The sequence below is a fragment of the Dactylosporangium sp. NPDC000521 genome, from assembly GCF_042898305.1.
GTDB lineage: Bacteria > Actinomycetota > Actinomycetes > Mycobacteriales > Micromonosporaceae > Dactylosporangium.
Window position 1 is genome coordinate 1 of sequence record NZ_JBIAYW010000004.1, and the last position, 23077, is coordinate 23077.

Annotated in this window: 21 protein-coding genes; 7 read left to right on the forward strand and 14 right to left on the reverse strand. The window is 71.7% G+C overall.

Going from position 1 to position 23077, the window contains the following annotated elements; genetic code table 11:
- The 3 genes from tnpB to ACFY3L_RS14125 form a co-directional block, all read right to left on the reverse strand.
- The coding region (gene tnpB / locus ACFY3L_RS14115; RefSeq protein ID WP_389322667.1) for an IS607 family element RNA-guided endonuclease TnpB at window positions 1-786 on the reverse strand (786 nt) is incomplete at its 3' end.
- Window positions 783-1364 carry an IS607 family transposase gene (locus ACFY3L_RS14120; RefSeq protein ID WP_389322669.1) on the reverse strand — a complete coding sequence of 194 codons (582 nt, stop codon included), beginning with the start codon at window positions 1362-1364 and terminating at the stop codon, window positions 783-785. The genes tnpB and ACFY3L_RS14120, both read right to left, overlap by 4 nt.
- A gap of 82 nt (window positions 1365-1446) precedes the next feature.
- The gene (locus tag ACFY3L_RS14125; protein ID WP_389322671.1) at window positions 1447-1785 is read right to left on the reverse strand and encodes a PadR family transcriptional regulator; all 339 of its coding nucleotides are present in this window, start codon (window positions 1783-1785) and stop codon (window positions 1447-1449) included.
- A gap of 111 nt (window positions 1786-1896) precedes the next feature.
- Between ACFY3L_RS14125 and ACFY3L_RS14130 the strand changes: the two genes are divergently transcribed.
- Window positions 1897-2544, forward strand: coding sequence for a pyridoxamine 5'-phosphate oxidase family protein (locus tag ACFY3L_RS14130; RefSeq protein ID WP_389322673.1), 648 nt, complete (start codon window positions 1897-1899; stop codon window positions 2542-2544).
- 78 nt (window positions 2545-2622) lie between these two features.
- Here ACFY3L_RS14130 and ACFY3L_RS14135 read toward each other — a convergent pair whose 3' ends face one another.
- On the reverse strand, window positions 2623-3921 hold the full coding sequence (locus ACFY3L_RS14135; RefSeq protein WP_389322675.1) for a glycoside hydrolase family 30 beta sandwich domain-containing protein: 1299 nt from the start codon (window positions 3919-3921) through the stop codon (window positions 2623-2625).
- A gap of 33 nt (window positions 3922-3954) precedes the next feature.
- Between ACFY3L_RS14135 and pepN the strand changes: the two genes are divergently transcribed.
- Window positions 3955-6375, forward strand: a complete 2421-nt coding sequence (pepN, locus tag ACFY3L_RS14140; RefSeq protein ID WP_389322677.1) for an aminopeptidase N — start codon at window positions 3955-3957, stop codon at window positions 6373-6375.
- Window positions 6376-6546: 171 nt separating this feature from the next.
- Here pepN and ACFY3L_RS14145 read toward each other — a convergent pair whose 3' ends face one another.
- On the reverse strand, window positions 6547-7161 hold the full coding sequence (locus ACFY3L_RS14145; RefSeq protein ID WP_389322679.1) for a DUF1707 domain-containing protein: 615 nt from the start codon (window positions 7159-7161) through the stop codon (window positions 6547-6549).
- A gap of 63 nt (window positions 7162-7224) precedes the next feature.
- Here ACFY3L_RS14145 and ACFY3L_RS14150 point away from each other — a divergent pair, with 63 nt between their 5' ends.
- Together ACFY3L_RS14150 and ACFY3L_RS14155 are read left to right on the forward strand one after the other, a co-directional pair.
- Complete coding sequence (locus ACFY3L_RS14150) at window positions 7225-7452, forward strand: hypothetical protein (RefSeq protein ID WP_389322681.1); 228 nt, start codon at window positions 7225-7227, stop codon at window positions 7450-7452.
- A 59-nt stretch (window positions 7453-7511) separates the two neighbouring features.
- On the forward strand, window positions 7512-7838 hold the full coding sequence (locus ACFY3L_RS14155) for a hypothetical protein (RefSeq protein WP_389322683.1): 327 nt from the start codon (window positions 7512-7514) through the stop codon (window positions 7836-7838).
- Window positions 7839-7849: 11 nt separating this feature from the next.
- Here the strand turns inward: ACFY3L_RS14155 and ACFY3L_RS14160 are convergent, their stop codons facing one another.
- Window positions 7850-12538: a pentapeptide repeat-containing protein gene (locus ACFY3L_RS14160; RefSeq protein ID WP_389322685.1), complete on the reverse strand. Its 4689-nt coding sequence runs from the start codon at window positions 12536-12538 to the stop codon at window positions 7850-7852.
- A complete protein-coding gene (locus ACFY3L_RS14165; RefSeq protein ID WP_389322687.1) occupies window positions 12535-13020 on the reverse strand; it encodes a hypothetical protein in 486 nt (161 codons plus the stop codon). Before ACFY3L_RS14165 ends, ACFY3L_RS14160 begins: the two co-directional genes overlap by 4 nt.
- An 81-nt stretch (window positions 13021-13101) precedes the next feature.
- Here ACFY3L_RS14165 and ACFY3L_RS14170 point away from each other — a divergent pair, with 81 nt between their 5' ends.
- Window positions 13102-13224, forward strand: coding sequence for a hypothetical protein (locus ACFY3L_RS14170; RefSeq protein WP_389322689.1), 123 nt, complete (start codon window positions 13102-13104; stop codon window positions 13222-13224).
- 59 nt (window positions 13225-13283) lie between these two features.
- Here the strand turns inward: ACFY3L_RS14170 and ACFY3L_RS14175 are convergent, their stop codons facing one another.
- Genes ACFY3L_RS14175 through ACFY3L_RS14200 form a run of 6 tightly spaced genes read right to left on the reverse strand, consistent with a single transcriptional unit; the run spans window position 13284 to window position 18716 of the window.
- The gene (locus ACFY3L_RS14175; RefSeq protein WP_389322691.1) at window positions 13284-14087 is read right to left on the reverse strand and encodes a hypothetical protein; all 804 of its coding nucleotides are present in this window, start codon (window positions 14085-14087) and stop codon (window positions 13284-13286) included.
- A 48-nt stretch (window positions 14088-14135) separates the two neighbouring features.
- Window positions 14136-14741 (reverse strand): DNA-binding response regulator, encoded by a 606-nt coding sequence (locus tag ACFY3L_RS14180; protein ID WP_389322693.1) that lies wholly within the window; start codon window positions 14739-14741, stop codon window positions 14136-14138.
- Window positions 14738-15919, reverse strand: a complete 1182-nt coding sequence (locus ACFY3L_RS14185; RefSeq protein WP_389322695.1) for a sensor histidine kinase — start codon at window positions 15917-15919, stop codon at window positions 14738-14740. Before ACFY3L_RS14185 ends, ACFY3L_RS14180 begins: the two co-directional genes overlap by 4 nt.
- A 21-nt stretch (window positions 15920-15940) precedes the next feature.
- Window positions 15941-16678 (reverse strand): ABC transporter permease, encoded by a 738-nt coding sequence (locus ACFY3L_RS14190; RefSeq protein WP_389322697.1) that lies wholly within the window; start codon window positions 16676-16678, stop codon window positions 15941-15943.
- On the reverse strand, window positions 16675-17574 hold the full coding sequence (locus ACFY3L_RS14195; protein ID WP_389322699.1) for an ABC transporter ATP-binding protein: 900 nt from the start codon (window positions 17572-17574) through the stop codon (window positions 16675-16677). Before ACFY3L_RS14195 ends, ACFY3L_RS14190 begins: the two co-directional genes overlap by 4 nt.
- Window positions 17571-18716 (reverse strand): alpha/beta hydrolase family protein, encoded by a 1146-nt coding sequence (locus tag ACFY3L_RS14200; RefSeq protein ID WP_389322701.1) that lies wholly within the window; start codon window positions 18714-18716, stop codon window positions 17571-17573. Before ACFY3L_RS14200 ends, ACFY3L_RS14195 begins: the two co-directional genes overlap by 4 nt.
- Window positions 18717-18919: 203 nt before the next feature.
- Between ACFY3L_RS14200 and ACFY3L_RS14205 the strand changes: the two genes are divergently transcribed.
- Window positions 18920-21148, forward strand: coding sequence for a putative bifunctional diguanylate cyclase/phosphodiesterase (locus ACFY3L_RS14205; protein WP_389322703.1), 2229 nt, complete (start codon window positions 18920-18922; stop codon window positions 21146-21148).
- Between the two features lie 99 nt (window positions 21149-21247).
- Here the strand turns inward: ACFY3L_RS14205 and ACFY3L_RS14210 are convergent, their stop codons facing one another.
- Entirely contained in the window at window positions 21248-22546 is a 1299-nt protein-coding gene (locus ACFY3L_RS14210; protein ID WP_389322705.1) for a chitosanase, read from the reverse strand.
- Between the two features lie 137 nt (window positions 22547-22683).
- Between ACFY3L_RS14210 and ACFY3L_RS14215 the strand changes: the two genes are divergently transcribed.
- Entirely contained in the window at window positions 22684-23067 is a 384-nt protein-coding gene (locus ACFY3L_RS14215; RefSeq protein ID WP_389322707.1) for an ArsR/SmtB family transcription factor, read from the forward strand.
- Window positions 23068-23077: the final 10 nt, after the last annotated feature.

Here is a 23077-nt window from a genome sequence, read left to right on the forward strand (position 1 = left end):
GCTGGTCCGTCGGTCCGGGCCGGTCTTACGTGACAGCGCCCGGCCGAGCGAACGTATCCGCTGCTGCGCCGCTACCAGGTGACGCGGGTTGTCGACCAGTTCGCCGGTCGACAGCACTGCAAGGTGTTTGATCCCGACGTCGACACCGACCACGCTGCCCGGTCGGGCGGGTGCCCGTTCGGTCCGCTCGACCTCGACGGTGAACGACACGTGCCAGCGTCCGCCGTCGCGGCGCACGGTGGCGGACATGATCCGCGCGGTGCCGTTGTCGAGACGGCGAGCGAGCTTGCGGGCGGATTCGTGCAGCTTCAACCGGCCCAGCCGGGGCAGCACCACGTGTATCCGGTCGGGCTCGACCCGGATCGCCCCGGTTGTGAACCGCACGCTGGGTGTGGTGCGGCGGCGGGACTTGAACCGCGGGAACCCGACCGGCCGCCCCGCACGTTTGCCGGTGCGGGAGTCGGTCCAGTTCTTCAGCCCGCGTGCGAGGGCGTCCAGGCCGGTGTTGAACGCCTCCTTGGATACCTCAGCCCACCATGGCGCAACCTCGGGTTTCGCCTGGTTCCACGCCTTGCGCAGACCGGCCAGAGACCAGGGCAGCGACGGCGTCAGCAGCTCGTGCGGCACACCGTAGGAACGCTCGGCGGTCCGCTGGTCCATGACGGCTTTGACCTTGGCGAGCGCCCAGTTGTGAGCGACCCGGGCCGCCCCGGCGTGCGCCAGCACGTCGCGTTCCTGGCCGGGCGTGAGGTCGAGCGCGAACCGGTACGCCTGGATCGTCTTCACGCGGGGTCGCCTTCGGTGGCGGCCTCGACCGCGCGGCGTGCGCGGTTCGTGGCGGCCCGGCGACCGTAGAGCCGAGCGCACAGTGAGGTCAGGATTTCGGTGACGTCGCGGACCAGGTCGTCGTCAACCTCGGCCGGGTCGACCACCAGCAGGCGTCGGCCTTGCGCGGTCAGGGCGGCCTCAACGTACTCGGCGCCGAAGCGGGCGAACCGGTCCCGGTGCTCGACCACGATCGTCGTCACGGCCGGGTCACGCAGCAGGGCAAGGAACTTCTTCCGGTGCCCGTTCAACGCGGAGCCGACCTCGGTCACCACACGGTCCACGCCGAGCTTCTGACCGGTGGCCCACACCGTCACCCGTGCGACCTGCCGATCCAGGTCGGCCATCTGGTCGGCCGACGACACCCGGGCGTACACCACGGTCTGCCCGGCGTCAGCGGTCACGCCGGTGACCGGTTCCCCGACCATGATCAGGCGCCCGATCCGGTAGGTGGGAACGGGCAGCGTTCCGGCCGCGTACTGCCGCCGAGCGGTGATGTACGCGATGCCGGTCGACGCCGCCCATTCCTTCAGGTTCACCTGAGCATTATAGCTGCTTTAAGAGCGCCAAAGATGCACGACATGTCAACAGCTACCAACCCCCGATAGCGGTCCCTGAGGCTCATGCCAGACCCCCGGCGGGGCGCAGCCCGCGGATCGCCAGCCGGGCGGTGGCTGCCTCCACGTGGCGCCGCATGCGCTCGGTCTCCGCGCGCAGGGCGGCGTCGCCGGCGTCGGTCAGCCGGTAGTACTTGCGGGCGCGGCCGTCCACGACCTCCTCGTGGTCGAGCTCGACCAGGCCGTCGTCGGCGAGGCGGTCCAGGGCTCCATACAGCGTGCCGGGGCGCAGCTCGACGCGGCCGCCGGACAGCTCGGCAACCTCGGTGATCAGGCCATAGCCGTGCATGGGCGCCCGGGCCAGCGCGGTCAGGATGAGGAAGGTCGGCTCCCGCAAAGGCATGCGCCCAATATATCGGTCACGAAGGTATCGTCGCAACGATGCGGTGCTGACGTACACATTGTGCGACGAGACGGTTGCTCCCGTGGAACACTGCGATCTTCTGGTGACAACGTGGAGGCAGCAGTGGACACGATGGCCAGCACACACTTGCCGGGGACCGCGGGCGAGCACCTGCTGCAGTCGAGGTTCGGGACCATCGAGCGGGCGGAGCGGTTCTACCAGCAGCAGGTGCTGCCGGAGCTGAACTCCGACATGGTGGCGTTCGTCGCCCGGCAGGAGATGATGTTCGTCGCGACGGCGAGCGCGCTCGGGCACTGCGACTGCACGTTCCGGGCGGGGCCGCCGGGGTTCGTGCAGGTGCTCGGGCCAGGGCGGGTCGCGTGGCCGGAGTACCGCGGCAACGGGGTGATGGCGAGCCTCGGCAACATCGTGGAGAACCCCCATGTCGGGCTCATCTTCGTCGACTTCCTGCGCGACGTGATCGGCCTGCACATCAACGGGCGGGCCACGATCATGCCCGACGCGGAGATGCGTCGGGCGTTCCCCGGCCTGCCCGGCGACACGGTGCCGGGGCGCAGGGCGGAGCGGTGGGTCAACCTGCACGTCGACGAGGCGTACATCCACTGCGCGAAACACATCCCGCGGCTGCGGAAGGTCACCGCCGAGGATCGCGCGTGGGGCACCGACGACACGCGCCGCAAGGGCGGCGACTTCTTCCATGTCGCGGCGGAGCGCGCCGGCGCCCAAAGCGGCGCCTGAGGTCCGCAGACCGCGCCAGCGCGCCCGATCCGCCCGCTCGCCCAGTGGTAAGCGTCAAAGCAGGACAGTCGTAAGGCGTCACAGCAGGACGGTGGCGACGCTCGACGGAGGCAGCGTGACCGTGTCGGTGCCCAGCTCCACCGTCACCGCCGTGTCGAGCGGGTTGCCGGTGACGACGACCCGGCCGCCGCCGGGGTTCTCGAAGGCGACGCTTCGCGCCGACCACGGTCCGCGCAGCTCCAGCCGCCGCGCGCCCGGCCGCACGAAGTGCGCGTAGTGCTTCGTCACCCAGAACTCGGGCTGGACGGTGAAGGTGCCTCCGGCGACGGTGACGAGCGAGTTCTGCGCCCAGCCCCAGGTGCTCAGCCCGCCCTCCGCCAGGACCATGTTCCAGCTCAGGTACGTGCCGACGCCGTTGGACAGGTAGTGGCGGAAGAGCTCGTTGACGTACATCGCGTACTGCCACGTGTTCGTGCCGTCGCCGCACTCGCTCTCCGACTGCGTCAGCGGCAGGTCGGGGAACGCGCGGTGCAGCGCCGCGATGTTGGCGCGGCCGGCCCACTGCATCGACACGCCGCGCACGAACGGGGCGGCCCGCGGGTCGACGAGGCACGCGAACGCGTGGTCGCGCCAGTCCGTCGCGGTCGTGGCGATCGCGTCGTCGTTGATCGTGCCGACCCAGATCTCGGTGTCCACGCCCCGTTCCCTGAACGCCGGCCCGAGATGACCGCCGACGAAGTCGGCCATGGCACGCGCCGTCCACACGCACGACGGGAACTTCTGGTCCGCGCCGGGCTCGTTCTGTACGTGCAGCTCCCCCACCGGCACGCCCTCCCCCGCGTACGCCTCGGTGAAGCGGGCCAGGTAGAGCGCGTACGCGTCGCGGTGCCGCGCGTCGGCGACCAGCGTCCCGTGGTTGTACACGGGCGGCGTCTTCAGCCAGGTCGGCGGGCTCCACGGCGACGCCACGACGCGCAGTCCCGGCACCCGCCGCCGCGCCGACAAGAGGTACGGCAGCAGCGCCGACCGGTCCCGTTCGATGCCGAACGCCCGCATCTCGAAGTCGCCAGGGGTCTCGTTGTGGCTGTACCAGGACGTCGCATAGTCGCTGGCGCCGACCGGCACCCGCGCCACCGTGAACCGCAGCCCGTCGGCCTCGGGCCCGAACAGCAGGTCCAGCACCGTCTCCCGGTCTGCCGCGGACAGCTGCGCCAGCGCGCGGTGCCCGAGCTCGTTGACGCAGCCACCGAAGCCGCGTATGACCTGGTCGGCCGTGCCGTCGAACTCGAGCGCCACTCGTACACCACCTGAAACCGCGGCCGGATCCCGCTGCCACGGCCGGTCGGCGGTGCTCAACACCAGGTCAGTAATGGTCACGCTGCCAATCTATCCACGCCTTAGGATCGGCGGATGAGCAACCCGAGCCTGACGCAGGCCGAAGCCGAGCAAAGGGCCGCGCTGCTGGCCGTCGAGCACTACGCGATCGACATCGATCTCACCGAGCTGCCGACGGGGCCGCGGGTGCGGTGCGTGTCGCAGGTGCGGTTCACGTGCCGCGAGCCGGGTGCCACCACGTTCGTCGACTGCGCCGCCGAGGTCGTCAGCGCGGTGCTCAACGGCGTCCCGCTGCCGCCCGCCGAGAACGGCCGGATCCCGCTCCCGGACCTGGCGGCGACCAACCACCTGCGGGTCGAGACCGTGCAGGCGGAGACCAAGGACGGCGAGGGCGTGCACAAGGCCGTCGACCCCGCCGACGGCGAGGTCTACGTGTGGACGTCGTTCGAGCCCGACGAGGCGCACTACGTGTGGGCGTGCTTCGACCAGCCGGACCTGAAGGCGCCGCACCAGTTCACGGTGCTCGTCCCACCACAGTGGACGGTCGTGAGCAACAGCGGCGACCCGGTCGTCACCACGGCGGGTGCCGCGCGCCGGTGGGAGTTCCCCGCGACGCCGCCGCTGTCGGTGTACAACACGGTCGTCAACGCCGGGCCGTTCCACGAGGTGCGCCGCGAGGTCGACGGGCACGACCTGGGGCTGCTCACCCGCCGGTCCCTCGCCGCCGTGCTCGACCGCGACGCCGACGAGCTGTTCGCGCTGACCCGGCAGGGGCTCGCCTTCTACGGCGAGGTGTTCCGGATGCCGTTCCCGCAGCGCCGATACGACCAGGTCTTCGTCCCCGAGTTCGGTGGCGCGATGGAGAACTACGGCTGCGTCACGTGGTCCGACTCGTACATGTACCGGTCGGCGCCCACGCCGGCGGAGCGGGAGCTGCGCGCGAAGGTCCTGCTGCACGAGATGGCGCACATGTGGTTCGGCAACATCGTCACGATGCGCTGGTGGGACGACCTGTGGCTCAACGAGGCGTTCGCCGAGTTCGCCTGCAACTGGGCGGCGGAGCGGGCGACCGAGTTCACCGACGCGTGGGCCGGCCACCTCGCCGAGGGCAAGCTCCTGGCGTACCTCGCCGACCAGGGCCCGGCGACGCACCCGATCCGCCAGCCGATCCGCGACGTCGCGCAGGCCATGTCCATCTTCGACGCGATCACCTACCCGAAGGGCGCGTCGGTGCTGCACCAGCTGATGCGCTACGTCGGCGAGGCGGACTTCGCCACCGGCATGGCCACCTACTTCGCGCGGTACGCCTGGGGCAACACCACCCTGCAGGACCTCATCGACACGCTCGGCGCGGCGAGCGGCCGGGACCTGAACGCGTGGCGGACCGGCTGGCTGGAGACCGCCGGCACCGACCGGATCACGCTGCGCCGCACCGGCGACGGCTTCTTCCTGGACGCCCAGGGCCCCGACGGTGCGCCGCGCCCGCAGGTCCTGGCGGTCGGCGCGTACCGCGGCGACGGCGGCGAACGGCTGGAGCGGACCGGTCTCGTCCAGGTGGAGATCGCCGGCCCGACGACCCCGGTCGACCTGCCCTCGGACGCCGACCTGTACCTGGTCAACGACGAGGACCTGACCTTCGCCACGACCCGCCCGTCGCCCTTCCCCGCCGCGACGGCGCTGCCGAGCGCCATCTCCCGCGGGGTCGCCGTCGCCACCGTCTGGGACATGCTGCTCACCGGCGAGGCCTCCGCGGCGGAGGCGGTCCGCTGCCTCACCGGTGTGCTGCTCGCCGAGACGTCGGGTTCGGTCGTCGAGCCGTACCTGACGCTCGCCGCCGACGTCGCGGAGCGGTGGTCGCCGGACGCCGACCGTCCAGCGCTCATCGAGGCGGTGGCCGCGACCTGCCGCAAGCTCGCCGAAGACCCCGGCCACGCGCAGGGGGCGCTGCGGACGCTCGCCCGCACCGCCGCCGACCTCGACGAGGTCGCGTGGCTGCGCTCCCGGGCCGGCGACGACGTGGACCTGCGGTGGCGTGCCCTCACCCGGGCCGCCGAGCTGGGCGGCGCCGTCGACGCCGACATCGACGCGCTGCTCGGCGTGGACCCCGACCCCGACGCGTGGGTCCGGGCCACCGGGGTGCGGGCGGCGTCGCCCGACCCGGCGGTGAAGGAGGCCGTCTGGCAGACCGTGGTCGTCGACCGTTCGGTGCCGATCAACGAGGTCAGGCTGGTCATGGCGACCTTCTGGCGGCCGGGGCAGGACGCGACGCTCGCGCCGTTCGCCGACCGGTTCCTGGAGCTCGCGCCGCAGCTGCACCGCGGCGGGATGACCCCGGCGATGGTGTTCGCGAACCGGCTCTTCCCGCTGCACGGCGTCGACGAGACCTACCTGCGCCGCGCCGAGGCGGTCACCGCCGACACGGCACCGGTGGTCGCCAAGTACATGACCGAACGCATCGACGTCGTCCGCCGCATGCTCCGCACCCGCTCCACCTGACGACGGCCCGCCGCGGAGACCGGCGCGTGGGGCGTACAGGGGGATGCAACGTTCCGGTCGGTGGCTGTGCACCTCAATAGTGAGGAGGTGCGATGGCCACCGATGCGGTTGACGAGCGTCAGTTCAGCGAGTACGCGTGGCCTCCGGTACGCGATGTCGGCCTGAGGCGGCTCAGTCCTTGCGCTTGCGGTCCTTACGGTCCTTGCGGCGGACCGTCACGCCTCCCCAGAAGGCGAAGCCGGTAACGACGACGCGGGGCGCGCCGTGGCGGCCGGCGGTGGCGGCGCCGTGGTCGAAGCCGCCCATCACGCCCATGCCGGTGACCTCGACCTCGGCGTCGTCGGGGACGATCACGTCGACGCCGCCCATGACGGCGAACGCGCGGATCTTCAGGTCGCCGTACAGGAACCGGGCGTCGCGCAGGTCGATGGTGCCGCCGCCCCAGAACGCCAGGCAGGTGAAGAGGCGCGGCGGGATCCAGGCGCCCCGGCGGTGGAACCCGCTCATGACCGCGATCGCGCCGCCGCGCTCGGCCACGTCACCGGGGCGCGGCTGGACACCGTCGAGGCTGGCCTTGGCCGATGAGTGGACCGGCAGGTCGGCGAGGGCCGGCTCGAGGTCGGCGTACGTGCGGGAGGCGTACACGGCCCGAAGCCGCTCGTCGAGCTCGTCCAGGTCCAGCCGGCCCTCGGCGGCGCTGGTGCGCAGGACCTCGGCGACCCGCTCCCGGTCGGCGTCGGACGCGCGCAGCTGCCGGTGCTCCACCCGCTCCGGAAGGTCGCTCATGGCGCCAGCCTAGTGGATTTGCCGCCGCCGGTACCGTCGACAGTGGACCGGCCGGAGGGCACCGTGGCGCATGCCGACCTGATGGAGCGCGGGTACCACTTCCGGCAGTGGAAGTCGTGGGCGATCCCCGGCGCCGGCATCACCATGAGCGGCTACTCCCGCTCCAACGACAAGACGTTGTTCCTGCTGCCGGAGCTGAAGGCGGGCGTCGACTGCGGACTCGTCGAGGGCTGGCAGCCCGACACGGTGCTGCTCACCCACACGCACATGGACCACAGCTCGAGGCGCTGAAGACCGACGGCCGGCTCCTCGCCGCGAAGCGCCGCGCGGGCGTCGAGATCGACCACGAGGTGACGACGCCGCTCGTCGCGTTCCTGGGCGACACGCGGCCCGACGTCTTCACCCGCTCGCCATGGCTGCTGGACTACCCGGTCGTCGTCACCGGGTGCACGTTCCTCGGCGACGACCAGCTGGACCGGGCCCGCCGCATCGGCCACGCCGTGTGGAGCGAGCTGCGCCCGATCGTCGAGGCCAACCCGGCGACGACCTTCGTGCTGACCCACTTCAGCCTGCGCCACCCCGACCCGGAGATCGTCGCGTTCTTCGACCGGCAGACCCTGCCCAACGTCGTCGCATCGGCCCACCCGGCGAGCAAGCTGCCGGAGTCGTACCAGTAGGGGCGTGCCCTTCAGCGAGCGCGCGGGAGCGGTGGAAGCTCCCCGAACACCTCGGCCGGCATCCCGTCGGGCCACCGGTCATCGTCGAAGCTCCAGAAGATCCGCCGCCAAGCCTCCGGACTCGCACCGATCAGCTGTCCGGAGGCGGCGTCGAAGACGGCCGCCTGGTCTTCGGCGAAACCGTAGACGACGAATCGAGCCGCTCGACCACTTCTCGCATCCCAGATCCGAAGAGCGCCGTCATCGCCGCCGGTGGCCAGGTGAGTGCCGTCCGGAGACCACGCCACCGAATGTGCCGAACTCGTATGGCCGGACAGCTGGCGGCTTTCGGCACCGGTCGCCGCATCCCACACCCGCACGCTGCTGTCGTCGCTGCCGGTGGCCACATGGGTGCCATCCGGAGACCACACAACCGACCGAACCCAGCCAGTGTGGCCGGAAAGCCGCGGCTCCTCGGCCCCGGTCACCGCATCCCACACCCGCACATGGCTGTCGCGGCCGCCGGTGGCCAGACGGGTGCCGTCCGGAGACCACGCCACCGCACTCACCCAGCTGTCGTGGCCGGAAAACCGCAGCTCCTCAGCACCGGTCACCGCATCCCACACCCGCACACCGCGGTCATCGCCAGCCGAAGCCAGACGCGTGCCATCCGGAGACCACGCAACCGCATTCACCGGGCTGTCGTGGCCGGAAAACCGCAGCTCCTCAGCACCGGTCACCGCATCCCACACCCGCACACTGCAGTCATCGCTGCCGGTAGCCACACGGGTGCCATCCGGAGACCACACCACCGACCGAACCCAATCGGCATGACCGACAAGCCGCAACTCCTCAGCACCGGTCACCGCATCCCACACCCGCACACTTTGGTCGTCGCTGCCGGTGGCAAGACGCGTGTTGTCCGGAGACCACGCCACCGACCTCACCCAATCGGCATGACCGACGAGCCGCAGTTCCTCAGCACCGGTCACCGCATCCCACACCCGCACACCGCGGTCATCGCCGGCCGAAGCCAGACGCGTGCCATCCGGAGACCACGCCACCGCAAGCACCGAGGTGATGTGGCCGGAAAACCGCAGCTCCTCAGCACCACTCACCGCATCCCACACCCGCACACTGCGGTCGCCGCCGCCAGTAGCCAGACGCGTGCCGTCCGGAGACCACGCCACCGCACTCACCCAGCTGTCGTGGCCGGAAAACCGCAGCTCCTCAGCACCACTCACCGCATCCCACACCCGCACACCGCGGTCATCGCTGCCGGTAGCCACACGGGTGCCATCCGGAGACCACACCACCGCATTCACCGGGCTGTCGTGGCCGGAAAACCGCAGCTCCTCAGCACCGGTCACCGCATCCCACACCCGCACACTGCTGTCGTCGCTACCGGTGGCCAGACGGGTGCCATCCGGAGACCACGCCACCGACCTCACCCAATCGGCATGACCGACGAGCCGCAGTTCCTCAGCACCGGTCACCGCATCCCACACCTGCACACTGCGGTCATCGCCAGCCGAAGCCAGGCGCAGGCCGTCCGGAGACCACGCCACCGCATTCACCCAGCTGCCGTGGTCGGAAAACCGCCGCTCCTCAGCACCGCTCACCGCATCCCACACCCGCACACTGCGGTCGCCGCTGCCAGTAGCCAGACGCGTGCCGTCCGGAGACCACGCCACCGCATTCACCCAGCTGTCGTGGCCGGAAAGCCGCAGCTCCTCAGCACCGCTCATCGCATCCCACACGCGCACACTGCGGTCATCGCTGCCGGTAGCCACACGGGTGCCATCCGGAGACCACACCACCGACCGAACCCAATCGGTATGACCGGCAAGCTGAACCTGCTGGATGCCCGTCACCGCATCCCACACCCGCACACTGCGGTCGCCGCTGCCAGTAGCCAGACGCGTGCCGTCCGGAGACCACGCAACCGCATTCACGGAGCCCGTGTGGCCGGTTGCAACTCGCGGCGTTGTGATGCCCGACAGTCGACTTTGTTCGCTGGGCAGCAACGGGGCGAGGAGAAGGTCTTCGATCGGCTCGGGCGGCGGAGTGCACCACAAGAGCGTTGTCCGGTGACGGACTGCCTGCCTGAAGTCGACACCGTCGATGCCACAACGGCGCAGAAGGGTCGCGACGATCAACGTGCGATCGAGCCGGGCCTGGTTCAGGCGGCTGTCGTGCAGTTCGGCGGAGTCGAGGCGAGCATCGGTGAGGTCCGCGCCCGCGAGGTCGGTGTGGTGGATCCGCGCGCGGCGGAGGTCGGCACCGCGAAGGTTGGCACCGGTGAGGCTCAGTGTGTACCCATCGGCGTCGGGGCTGCCGATGGCCCATTCGGCGAGATCCGCACCCGGAAGCTGGACACGTGCCAGAGACTGGTGCGGGTGCCCTGAGTCAGCGGCGTGCAGCGCGTATGCGAAGGCGAGCTCCGACGCCTGCGGCGTGTAGTGGTCCCGGATCGCCGCGAGCCCGGCAACGACGGCAGCGAGGGCGGACGGGGTGGCAGTCGCGAGGCACTGGCCGAGGAAGCCGAGCGTCTCCGGGCTTGGCACAGGCATGGCCACCGGGCCTGGGCCGGCTGCGGGGACTTCGCACAGCACGCGGAAGAGGTGGCGAGCTAGGAAGTACTCGAATAGGGAGCGGTGAGCGAAGGCGAACTCATCGCCGTCGCGGCTGAGGAACGTGGCGGTGCGGAAGTCGGTCTTCCACAGGTCGGGGACGTTGTCGCGGTAGTGGCGGCGGAGGTCCGGGCGCTGGTCGAGCAGGTCGAGCAGCCAGTCGTCCACGTCGGCGGCGGTCCAGGAGTTGCGGCCCGAGCGCCAGATCTCCGCCGCGATCGCCTCCATCAGCAGGTGCTTGTGGTCGGGCAGCAGGGTGTGCTTGCCGCTGTCGCGGGCCAGCCACCGCTCGACCACCTCGCCGTACAGATCGACGGCGCGCACCTCGCGGCCCTGGAGCTTCGCCGTCTCGATGAGCTCGACCTGGTCGGAGATGAGCTTCAGCGTCATCGGGCGGCGGGCCAGATCGGTCAGGTCGTGCACGGTGCCGATGAGGGTCAGGAACGCCTCGACCTTGTCGGGCGGTGCGCTGAGGTTGGCGGCGAGGTAGTCGCGGATCTGCCGCTCGCCGAAGGGCAGCATCAGCAGCGCCAGGTAGTCCTTGCCCTGCGGGCCCTGCCGGCCGTCGCCGGTGAAGAAGTTGACCTCGTCGCGGATCGTGCGGAAGTACTGCGTCCGGCAGGTCAGCAGCATGCGGGTGCTCGTCGTGCCCTCGACGGCGCGCCACAGCTGGCGGATGAACAGCCGCTGGTCGTGCGGCGCGAGGTGCACCAGCGCCTCGTCGAGCCCGTCGAAGATGACGACGGCGTCGCCCTGGGTCAGGCGGCGGCGCACGGTGTCGGCGGAGAGGCGTTCCCGCGGGACGGCGGCGGGGCGGCTCGCCTCCAGCATGCTGTCGAGGATCGCGTCGAGCGTGATCGCCCGGGTCAGGTCGGTGGCGCGGACGTCGCGGAGGTCGAACAGCAGCGGCAGCGGCGCGCCATTGGCGCGCTGGTCGAGCAGTGCCCGCGCGAAGAGCTTCGCCGTCGTGGTCTTGCCCAGGCCGACATCGCCCAGCAGCGCGCACAGCTGCGGGCCGTCCTTCGCCGTTGCCCACTCCAGCAGCCGGTTGACCGCCGCCAGCGCGGGGCCCCTGTCCGGCGCTTCGAGGTGGGACTCCCGGAACGTGGTCTCGCTGACCTCGGCGTCCACCAGCACGGTGCTGTCGTTGCCGCCGCGGCGGTCCGTGAGCCGTTTGGTGTGTTCCGCGAGTTCGCTGGTACCGTCCGGAGCCGGCTTCTCCGACGCCGACAGCTCGGCGTGGAGCGCGTCGACGAGGTTGTCAACGTACTGCTTGCGCTGCTGGTCCCCCCGCAGCCCGGCCCACGGCTGGTCGCGGCGGTAGACGTCGCGGCGCCGCAGCGGCCCGAGCGTAGGGGTCCCGTCGGGCAGGCCGGTGAGCGCGAAGACGACCCGGCGGCCGGGCAGGTCCAGGACGCGCCCCCGCTCGGCCGCGTTCGCCGCATCGGTCAGGTACGACGGGCTGAGCAGCACCACGCGGACGTCGGCCTGCGCGCACAGCCGGTCCCGGGTGTCCCGCACGTCCTCACCGAGACCGACGGAGTCCGGGTCGGCGATCTCCCACCGCCGATCGCCGTCGAGCTGGAGGTGCTGGCCGAGCATGGACACCAGCTGGCGCGTCGATCGGGAGGCGGCCTGGTCCGCGGCGACGCTGACGTACACCCGGGTGCGTCGCGACTCGCCCAGCTCGGTGACCTCGGGCGCGATCGGGTGCGCGATCCCGGTGTCGTCGGCCGCCCTCTCCGTGAACGCCGCGATGCCCTCGTTGATCAGGTCCCCGCCGGCGAACCAGCCGTGGCGACGCTCCGGGGCGCTCTTGCGGGCTTCCAGCTCCAGCCGCAGGTCGACCCCGGACCGCTCCGCCGCGTCGTTGACCCGCTTCCGGAAGTCCTGGAACGCGTCCTGGCCGCGCGCCGGGTCGCCGGGGAACTCCGCGGCGTCCAGGGCCGCGCGCAGCACGAACCGCCCGTTGTCGTCGAGGAGCCGCACGATCGCGCTCAGCCGGGCCGCCTGCAGCTCGGTCAGCGCGGTGCCGGCGCGCAGCGCGTCCACGCGGGCGGTGGCCTCGGCCGGAGGGAGGGCGGTCACAGCGTCGTGAACCCGTTCAGGCCGAGCACCCGGGCACGGATCGCGTCGGCCAGCGCGTTGGCGAAGATCGTTCGTTTGACTCCAGACAGTTCGGCAAAGCTGCCCCGCTCCTGCCCGAAGATCAGTTGCCGCTCGATCCCGCCGAGGTCACGGTGCGAGCTGAGCGGGGGCAATGGGCCCAGGGCCACCGGTAACGAGCCCTTGTCGGCACCCGGCCCGGCGAACCTCGGCAGCTCGTGCTGCCGGATGAACGGCCGCGAGAAATAGGCGCTGGTCAGCAGCAGCAGCCCGAAGTCGGCCTCGCCGAAGCGGTCGACGATGCCTGGGGTGAACTCTTCACCGCAGGTCAGGTGGCTGTCCTCCCACCACTGGACCTCCAGGTCCCGGAAGAGCCCGAGCGCCGGCAGCAACTCCCGCAACAGCAGTTCCTTGAGCCGCCGGTCCTGATGGCACCAACTCAAGACGATGCGCACCGATCGCATCGGCCCTCCTGGAAGGCCCGGATCAAACCCCGGATAGAATCACGCTAGCACATCCGAATTGGCGACAGTGGATCTAGCGAGGTGCCGGCGGCGAGCGAGGAGCTGCGTGCCACCCTCGCCGGCAGCAGCACCCCGTGCCGCACGTACGGGACCGAGATGATGCACGTCTGGACGCAGGTGCCCGGCGACATCATCCGGGGCTGAGCCGGAAACCAGGCCGGCGGCGCCCACACCGGGATGCGGGCGCCGCCGGGCTGGACGGGTCAGTTGTTGAAGATGTCGTACACGTCGGCCGGGGCCTCGACGACGGCGCTGCCGGTGGGCTTGGCCGGCACGGTGGCGGTGTACCCGGTCACCGTCAGCTTGAGCTGGTGCGCCTTCTTGTCGCCGGCGGCGGGGACGTCGATGAGCAGCTCCTTGAGCTGGCCGTCGGCGCCGGTGGTCGCGGTGAACGGCACGGTGGCCGCCTTGTCGCCGAGGGCCTTGACGACGTCCTCGTCGGTCATCGGGGAGTCGTCGCCCTTGGCGAGGTCGAGCGTGCCGGTGAACTTGCCGGCGCCGTCGGACTTCACCGACTGGGCGCTCTTGAGCAGGTCCTTGAGGTCGAGCAGGTCGGTCATGTCGGAGGAGAAGCCCAGGCTCCCGGTGTCCTTGACCTTGGTGCGGTCGACGTGCATCCACGTCTTGCCGTCGAGGTTCTTCATGCCCATGACCGCGGCCAGCTCGCCCATGTTCATCTTCACGTAGGCGTCCGGCTCGACGAGCAGGAACTCCATCGTGAACTTCGCCTCGGCGTCGGTGGACTCCATCTTGACGTAGGCCTGCTTCTTGGGCCCGTCGATCGCGGCCTGCCCGCCGCCGTCGAGCGCGGTGAAGTCGACCGAGTACGCGCCCTTGTCGTACTGCGACAGCGAGGCCAGCAGCGCGTCCTTCGGCTCGGCCGCCTTGGAGGTGGCCGGCGCCGCGCCGGTCGTGCCGCTGTCCGTGCTGCTGCCGCAAGCGCTCGCCCCGACCATGACGGAAGCCGCGACGATCAACGCCGCGGCCCGTTTCCATGCAAGCTTCATTGAATTCTTCCTCAGAGGGGACTTGGAGACGGCAGATCGTACCTGCTGTCAGATCCAGCCGCGGCCCCGTGCGATGCGGACCGCCTCGTGACGGTTGGCGGCGCCGGTCTTGGTGACGGCCGAGGACAGGTAGTTGCGGACGGTCCCCGGCGAAAGGGCCGCGCGGCGGGCGATCTCGTCGACGGGGGCGCCGTCACCGGCCAGCCGCAGCACGTCGGCCTCGCGGGCGGTGAGCGGGCTGTCGCCGGCGCTGATGGCCTCGGCGGCGAGCTGCGGGTCGACGTACCGGCCGCCGGCGTGCACGGCGCGGACCACGGTGGCGAGGACCTCCGCGGCGACGGTCTTGGCGAGGAATCCGCGCACGCCGCCGGTGAGGGCGCGTTTCAGGTGGCCGGGCAGGCCGTGGCTGGTGACGATCATCGTCCGGCAGGCAGGCACCTCGGCGTGCAGGGTGGTGGCGACCGTCACGCCGTCGAGGTCGGGAAGCTGGAGATCCAGGACGGCGACGTCCGGACGCAGGGCGCGGGCGAGGCTGATCGCCTCGGCACCGGTGGCGGCCTGCGCCACGACCTCCATGTCGTCCTCGAGGCTGAGCAGCGCCGCGATCGCGCCCCGGATCAGGTGCTCGTCATCGGCGAGCAGCACCCGGATCACGCGGCCACCGCCGGAGCGTCCGACAGGAGCGGCAACGCGACCAGCAGCTGGAAGCCGTCCGGTGGGGTGCGGGCCGCGGTCACCGTGCCGCCGAGGGCCGTGATCCGCTCCGTGAGCCCGATCAGCCCGCCGCCGAACACGACCTTGCCCGAGGCCGGGACGCCGTTGTTCGTCATCGTGAGCGTGACCGCGTCGGCGCCGGTGCGCAGGGTGACGACGCAGGAGCGGGCCTCGCTGTGGCGCAGGAGGTTGGTGGTGCCCTCGCGGACGACCCACCCGAGCGTGCCCTGCAGCGCCGGCGGGAGGGCGCCGCCGTCGCCGATGACGCGGCACTCGATGCCGGCGGAGGCGAGCAGCGCCCGGGCGCCGGCCAGCTCCACGTCGAGGTCCGCGGCACGGTACCCGCCGACGACGGCGCGCAGCTCGGTGAGCGAGTCCTGGGCGATGCGCCGCACCTCCAGCATCTCCGCCACCGCCTCCTCGCGGCCGCGGCGGGCGAGCTGCGCGGCCAGCTCCGACTTCAACGCCACGACCGACAGCGTCCGGCCGACCACGTCGTGCAGGTCGCGGGCGAATCGCAGGCGCTCCTCGGCGACGGCGAGACCGGCCTGTACGTGCCGGGCGCGGTCCAGCTCACGGACCACGCCCAGCATCCACAGCGACACCCGGTACACACCGATGATGGGGACGAGCAGGCCGCCGAGCGCGATCGCCGCCCCGCCGCCGCTGGTGACGCTGGTGAAGAGACAGCTGCCGACCACGACGGCGAGCACGACCCGGGGCCGGACGGCGGCGCACAGCGCGGTCACGTACGTGACGACGAGCACGATCAGGATGGCGGTGGCGGGACCGTCCGGCCGGCCCGGAGTCGGGTGCGGGTAGGCGAGGAAGCCGAGCGCCATGCCGGCGGCGGTCAGCGCGCCGCCGGCGAGGATCAGGGCGGTCGGGCGGGGCCGCAGCCCCAGGTACGAGCCGATGCCCGCGTGCACGACCAGCAGGCACACGACGGTGTGCACGACGAACCCCGTGACGACGACCCCGAGCGCGGCGCGGCCCACCTCCAGCTGGACCAGGAAGGCGATGAGCACCGGCGACAACGTGAGCTGGCCGTAGAAGGAGCCCCGCACATACCACTCCAGCCGCGTCGCCTGGCTGCGCCGCCGCCACCACCCGATCAAGACCCGAACCCCCTATGCCGACTAGCGTCGCGGAGACCAGCGGAACCAGCGTCGCACGGCCACCCAGCCGAGCAGGGTCCACGCCGCCAGCAGCCCCGCCGGCGCGGCCGCCGCCCCGAGGACGCCGAGGACGCCCGCCCCGGGCCTGCCGAGCCAGCCGAGCCGGACCAGCTCCAGCGTCGGTGACAGTGGCAGCCACCGTAGCGCCTCCGCGACCGGCCCCGGCAGCGCGTCCAGCGGGATCGCGAAGCCGGCGCCGGCGAAGCAGACCAGCAGGACCGGCAGCGTCGTCACCTGCGCCAGCTCGACGGTGCGGGTGAAGGTCGTGCTCACCGCGGCGAGCAGCGCGAACACCACCGTCCCGAGCAGCACCCCGAGGAGCAGCACGGGGGCGTTGACCGGTGCGGGCAGCCCGAAGGCGACCGCGCCGACGGCGACGAAGAGCACCATCTGCCCGAGCGCGACGGCGACCGCGGGGCCGGCGGTCCCGGCGAGGATCTCCAGGTCGGTGAGCACGCCGACCCGCAGCCGCTGGAGCACCAGGTCCTCGCGGCGGGCGACGTAGGTGCTGACCAGCGTGTAGTACAGCACTCCGACGAGGACGAACCCGAGCGCCCCGGTGACGGGCGCCGTGTCGCCGCCGGCATCACCGCCGGCCGCGAGCAGGCCGATGATCATCACCGGCACGAGGACCGAGTTGAACACGGCCATCCGGTTGCGGGCGAGGAGGAGCAGTTCGGACCGGACCAGATGCGTCATGACGCACCCGCGATCGACAGGAACGCCTCGTCCAGCGTCGCGGACCGCGCGTCGAGCCCGGTGAGCGCGATGCCGTGCGTGGCGGCCCAGCCGAGCAGGGTCGTGAGCGCCGTCTGCAGCTGTTGCGTGTGGACGAAGACCCGCCCACCGGTCAGGTCGTAGGCGCCGACCACGTCCGGCAGCGCGTCGAGGGTGAGGCCGGGCGGCAGGTCGAAGGTGATCCGGGCCGGGAACGCGGCGACGACCTCGGCGACGGAGCCGGACGCGACCACGGTCCCGGCGCGCAGGATCGCCACCCGGTCGGCGAGCTCCTGCGCCTCCTGCAGGTAGTGGGTGCTGAGCAGGATCGTGACGCCGTCGGCGAGCAGCCCGCGCAGCAGCCGCCACGTGCCGTGCCGGGACTCGGGGTCCAGGCCCGTGGTGGGCTCGTCGAGGATGAGCAGGTCGGGCCGGCCGACGACGGCGACGGCGAGGTCGAGGCGGCGCCGCTCGCCGCCGGACAGCTGCCGGATCCGCACGTCCGCGCGGTGGGCCAGGCCGACGAGGTCCAGCGTCTCCGCGACGGGCCGGGCCCGCGTGCCGAGCGTGCCGGCCCACATGCGCAGCGCCTCCGCCGGGGTCAGGTCGGGCGGGAAGCCGCCCTCCTGCAGCATCACTCCGGTGCGGGCCCGTACTGCGCGCCGGTCGCGGACCGGGTCACGGCCGAGCACCCGCACCGTGCCCGCGGCCGGCCGGTCGAGGCCCTCGACGAGCTCGAGCGTCGAGGTCTTCCCGGCGCCGTTCGTGCCGAGCAGCGCGAACAGCTCGCCGCGGGCCACGTCGAAGGTCACGCCCCGCACCGCTTCGAACGATCCGTAGCGGCGGCGCAGCTCGTACACCTGGACCGCCGCCGTCATGGGAGGAACCGCATCTCGGGGAACGCCGCGCACGGGCCGTCGAGCAGGGTGCCCCTGCGCCCGGACAGCCGGCGGTCGGCCCAGGCGAGCAGGTAGGCGCGCTGCACCCGCACGGACCGGTCGCCGTCGATCGTGCCCAGCGGCTCGACCAGGTCCTCCGCCGGGATCCCGGCCTGCGGGAGCAGCACCTGGTAGTCGGTGAACGACATGTGCCCGGAGTCGCGCAGCTGCAGCTCCAGCCGCGGCCCGCGCAGCACCGCCCAGAACGCGGCCCACGTCTCGTCGCCGGCGCGGCCGTGCCCCTCCGACCCGACGAGGAGGAACGGCCGGTCCAGGCCCTCGGTCATCACCCGGCCCGACATGGCGCCGTCGAGGTTGCATCCGGCCTTGACGCGACCGTCCTCCAGCATGGTTTCCGCGGCGGTGGTACCGCCCAGCGAGTGCCCGATCATCCCGATGGCGCGCTGGTCCATGGCGTACCAGAGACCGCTCGGCAACGCCCGTTGGGGACGGGCGAGCCAGTCGAGGACGAAACGGGTGTCGGCGACCCGGGCGGCGAGGGCCTTCGCGATGAGCCGGTCCTCCTCGCCGGGTTCACCGGTCGGCGGCGGCACCGCGCTCCTGGCCACGCGCCCGTCGGGGAACTCGACGAGCGGCGAGTCGTGCGTGTGGTCGATGGTGACGACGATGTACCCGTGGCTCGCGAGCTCCTCCGCGACCGCGGTGCTCGCCGTCCGCTCGACGCCGAAGCCGGGCGAGTACAGCACGACGGGCCGCCGCCCCGGCAGCGCGGGCGCGCCGAGCCGGGCGTGCGTGAGGGGCAGCTCGTAGCCGGAGCCGGGCGGGTTGACGAGCGCGGCGAACGCCGGCGACACCCACGGCGCCAGCGGCAGCCGCCGCGCGTCGGGTGCGGGGTACCACAGCTGCACCATCAGCTCGCGGACCCGCTCCGCCGGCACCCACGGGTCGGGGCGGGACCGGTCGGCGAGGTGCAGCGCGACGGTGCCGAGGTGGTGGCGCCCGGTCGGCGCCGGCAGGACCAGCCGCTTCGCGGCCCCGCCGGTCCGCTTCCCCGGCGCGGGCAGGTCCGCGGCGGACGCCGGGGCGGGAACGGCCGCCACGGCGGCGGATGCCGCCGCCATCAGAACGACTCTGCGTCTCATATGGACAGTCTTCGTGGCCTGCCGCGGCGCTCGTAGTGCCGTGGCGCACCGGTTCGGGTGCACGGTGCACGCCCGGCCGATGACAAATGTCAGACGGCAGACCTCCCCGTTCGCTCCCGTTCCGCACCCCCGGCGGGCTCGGATCGGCTCAGGAACCCCCGGCCCGCACCGATCAACGGACCATGTCGGTGAACGCGCTGGACCAGCACGAAGGTGACTACCGCGCCCGCCAGATCAGGCTGGGCACCTGGGTCGCCGTCGCGGTGATCGCCATCGGCGCGGTCCGGGTGCGCCTGGACTGGCAGGGCGGGCCGCTGCTCGTCGCCGCGATCGGGCTCGCGGGCGTCGCGCAGGGCTCGATGGCGTTCCTGCCGTGGCGCCGGCTGGTGGACCGGCCGTGGCTGCCGCACGCGCTGATCGCCTGGTGGCTGGTGAACCTGGCGGTGCTGCTGGGGTTCACCGCGTACGACGTCGCCGCCCTCGCCATCTACCCCGCCGGCGTGACCCTGATCCTGGCCTCCACCGCGGCGCTCGCCTCCGAACAGGCCGTCATCGGCATCGGCACGGTGGCTCTGGTGGGGTACGTGACATTGGTCCTCACCCGCGACCGCCCCGTCGCCGGCACCCTCGCCGCGCTGAGCCTCGCATTGATGGCCGGCGTCATGTGGTTCTGCACGCGGACCGCCAGCAACCGCAGGCGCCTCGACACGGCCCGGCTCAGCGCCGAACGGCGGATCGAGGCGCTGCTGGAGAACTCCTCCGACGCGGTCATCGCCGTGCTGCCCAGCGGCGGCGTCACCTACTGCAGCCCGTCGATGCGCACCGTGCTCGGCTACGAGCAGGGGTTCGTCACCAGCGACCTGCTCATGGACATCACCCACCCCGACTTCCTGCCGGTGGTGATGGAGTGGTGGTTGAGCGTCGCCAACGGCGCTCCCGGCTCCTCCGCGCGGGTCGAGTCGCGGATCCGGCGCGCCGACGGCGCCTGGATCTACGCCGACGTGATCGGCACCAACCGGCTGGACGACCCGTCGCTGGAGGCCGCGGTCATCAGCATCAGGGACATCACCGAACGCAAGGAGCTCGAGGAGGAGCTGACCCGGCAGGCGTTCGCGGACTCGCTGACCGGCATGCCGAACCGGGCCCTGTTCCGTGACCGGCTCGAGCACGCCATCGCCCGCAACCGGCGCGGCGGCGGCCGGATCACGCTGCTGCTGGTCGATCTCGACGACTTCAAGCTCGTCAACGACAGCCTCGGCCACACCGCCGGCGACCAGCTCATCGCGTCGACGGCGCTGCGCCTGCACCAGCAGCTGCGGTCGGCGGACACCCTCGCCCGGCTCGGCGGCGACGAGTTCGCGATCCTCGTCGAGGACATCAACGAGGTCGAGGCGATGGACCTCGGCGAACGGCTCCTCGCCGCGATCCGCCGGCCGCTGCGCCTCGGCAACCGCGAGGTCGTCTGCTCGGCGAGCATCGGCGTCGCGACCGCGAAGGCGAGCGAGGGCGAGGACGGGCCCGACCCGGGTGAGCTGCTGCGCAACGCGGACCTCGCGATGTACGCGGCGAAGGCCGCCGGCCGGGACCGCTATGCGCTGTTCGATCCCGCCATGTACGCCGACATCCTCCGCGAGGCCGACGACCGCGCGGAGCTGGAGCGGGCGCTCGCCGGCGAGGAGTTCATCGTCTACTACCAGCCGATCGTGGACCTGCCGACGAGCCGCCTCATCGGCGTCGAGGCCCTGGTGCGCTGGGAGCACCCGACGCGCGGGCTGGTCGGGCCGAACGCGTTCATCCCGCTCGCCGAGTCGACCGGGCTGATCGTGCCGCTGGGCCGGTGGGTGCTGCGGCAGGCGTGCCAGCAGCTCGCGCAGTGGTGCGTGGAGTTCCCGGAGGCCGCCGGACGGATCCGCATGAACGTGAACCTGTCGGCGCGGCAGTTCCAGTACGAGGGGCTCGTCGAGGAGGTCGGGCAGATCCTCGCCGAGACCGGCGTCGACCCGCACCAGGTGGTCCTGGAGATCACCGAGTCGCTGCTGATGCAGGACACCGACTCGACGATCCAGACCCTCGGCCGGCTCAAGTCGCTGGGTGTACGACTGGCGATCGACGACTTCGGCACGGGCTACTCGTCGCTGTCGTACCTGAAGCGCTTCCCCGTCGACATCCTGAAGATCGACCGGTCGTTCGTCGACGGCATCGACACCGAGCACGGCGACGCGACGCTGGCGGAGGCGGTCGTGCAGCTCGGCCGGGCGCTGCAGCTGCAGACGGTCGCCGAGGGCATCGAGACGCAGGAGCAGTGGTCGACGCTGCAGGAGCTCGGCTGCGAGTTCGGGCAGGGCTACCTGTTCGCGAAGCCGGGCGCCGCCGAGGCGATCTCGTCGATCCTCGGCGGCGGCCGGCAGTGACTCGCTGCCCCACTGCTGCGCGGCGGGTCCCGCCGGGGGATTCTCACCCCGGGCGGGACCCCGATGCGCCGCGAGCGACGCACTCGAGCTCTGTGCGAGTTACGCGGGGATGTTGAACGGGTCCCCGTACACCTTCCAGCTCAGCGGCGGATTGAGGTCGAAGTTGCGGTTGTTGAGGAACACCCGCTGCTCCGTGTCGACCCGGCTGGTGTCGCTGTGCGCCTCTTCGGTCTTCATCGCCGCGACCCGCGCGTCGAGGAAGGCGTTGAGGTAGGTGAACTCGTCGCCGCCCTGTGCGGGGGTCCGGGCCTTGGCCATCGCGGCCCGGCGGATGCCGCCGAAGCTGACGGCGCTGTCGCCGGGGCCGTGCATGACGATCGCGTCGTAGTAGGCGAACTGGCCCAGGGCCCGCAGGCCGTCGGCCTTCGCCTGCTGCACCGAGGGGTTGAAGTAGACGCGGTCGCGCTCGTCGTTCTGCGCGGTCTGGAACGCGGGGTCGGCCGCGGCGGTCTTCCAGTCCCTGGTGAAGTTCGGGTCGAGCCCGGCGTGCGAGGCGGTGCCGTCGACGTTGCGCAGCGCCGGCAGGTACTTGGCCAGGACGTTGCCCGGGACGCGTTGCGTGTAGAGCTCGACCAGCTCCAGCATGTCACCGGTGCCGGAGCAGAAGCCGATGATCCCGGCGGTGTACCCGCGGCCGTCGCCGATGTCCTCGATGTACTTGTACTGGGCCTTCCAGTCCAGCGAGGAGTTCTCCGCGCTGGACACCAGCTGCATGGCGATGTCCTTCTTGCGCGGGTCGGTGAGGTCCTTGCCGGCGCTGGGGCTGCTGCTCGGGGTCTTCGACGGGGTCGGGCTGGTGCTCGGGGTCTTCGACGGGGTCGCCGAAGCACTCGGCTGGGTGCCGGGCGTCGTGCCGTACACCTTGAACTCCCACAGCGAGTAGCCGTAGGTCGTGCCGCGGGCGGTGCCCAGGACGCGGACGTAGCGTCCGGTGCCGTTCAGGCCGGTGAGGTCGTCCGTGGCCCCGTTGCCGGTGGTGGTGCTGAAGATGGTGGTCCAGGCGCCGCCGTCCGGCGAGGTCTGGATCTGGTACGCCTTGGCGTACGCCGCCTCCCAGTTCAGGTTGACGTGCGTGATCGTCTTGGTGGCACCGAGGTCGACGCGGATCCACTGCGGGTCGACGCCCTCCGCGCTGGCCCAGCGGGTGCCCGTGTTGCCGTCGACGGCGTTGCCCGGGCCGAGCGACGACAGCTCGTCGGACGACGACGTGGCCGGCCTGCCCTGCGAGAGCAGGGTCTCCGTGGCCGCCTCCGCGCCGTAGGTCGTCACGGCGACCGTCACCCCGCCGATCAGCGCGACCGCGGCGCCGATGCCGGCCAGCCTGCCGGGAATCTTCACGAGGCCTCCCTCTCGTTTAGATAGGTAACTTACCTGACAGATAATCAGATCCGAATCCTTCGATGTCAAGCCGCCTAAGCCAGACTTCAGACTTCGTTAGGCCATGGATCGTGTAACCCATGGGTTACACTTCCGTCGTGGACGACGTGGCGGAGGCGATCGCGGACCCGGTGCGCCGGGCGATCCTCGAGCTGCTGCACACCGGCGGTCCCGTGCCGGCGGGCCAGGTGGCCTCGGCCGTCGGCGCCCGGTTCGAGATCAGCCGCCCCGCCGTGAGCCGCCACCTGCGCGTGCTGCGCGAGTGCGGCCTGGTCCGCGACACCCTTGAGGGCCGGCGCCGCCTGTATGCCCTGGACCCCACCCGGCTCGGCGAGCTGACCGCCTGGCTCGCCCAGTTCGCGGCGCCGCCGATCTGGCAGCAGCGGATGGACGCGCTGGAGACCGAGGTGTACCGCGCCCGCCGCGACCGCCGCGACCGCCTTCGCACCGCACCCATCATCGGAGAGGAACGCACCGCTTGACAGTCCTCCC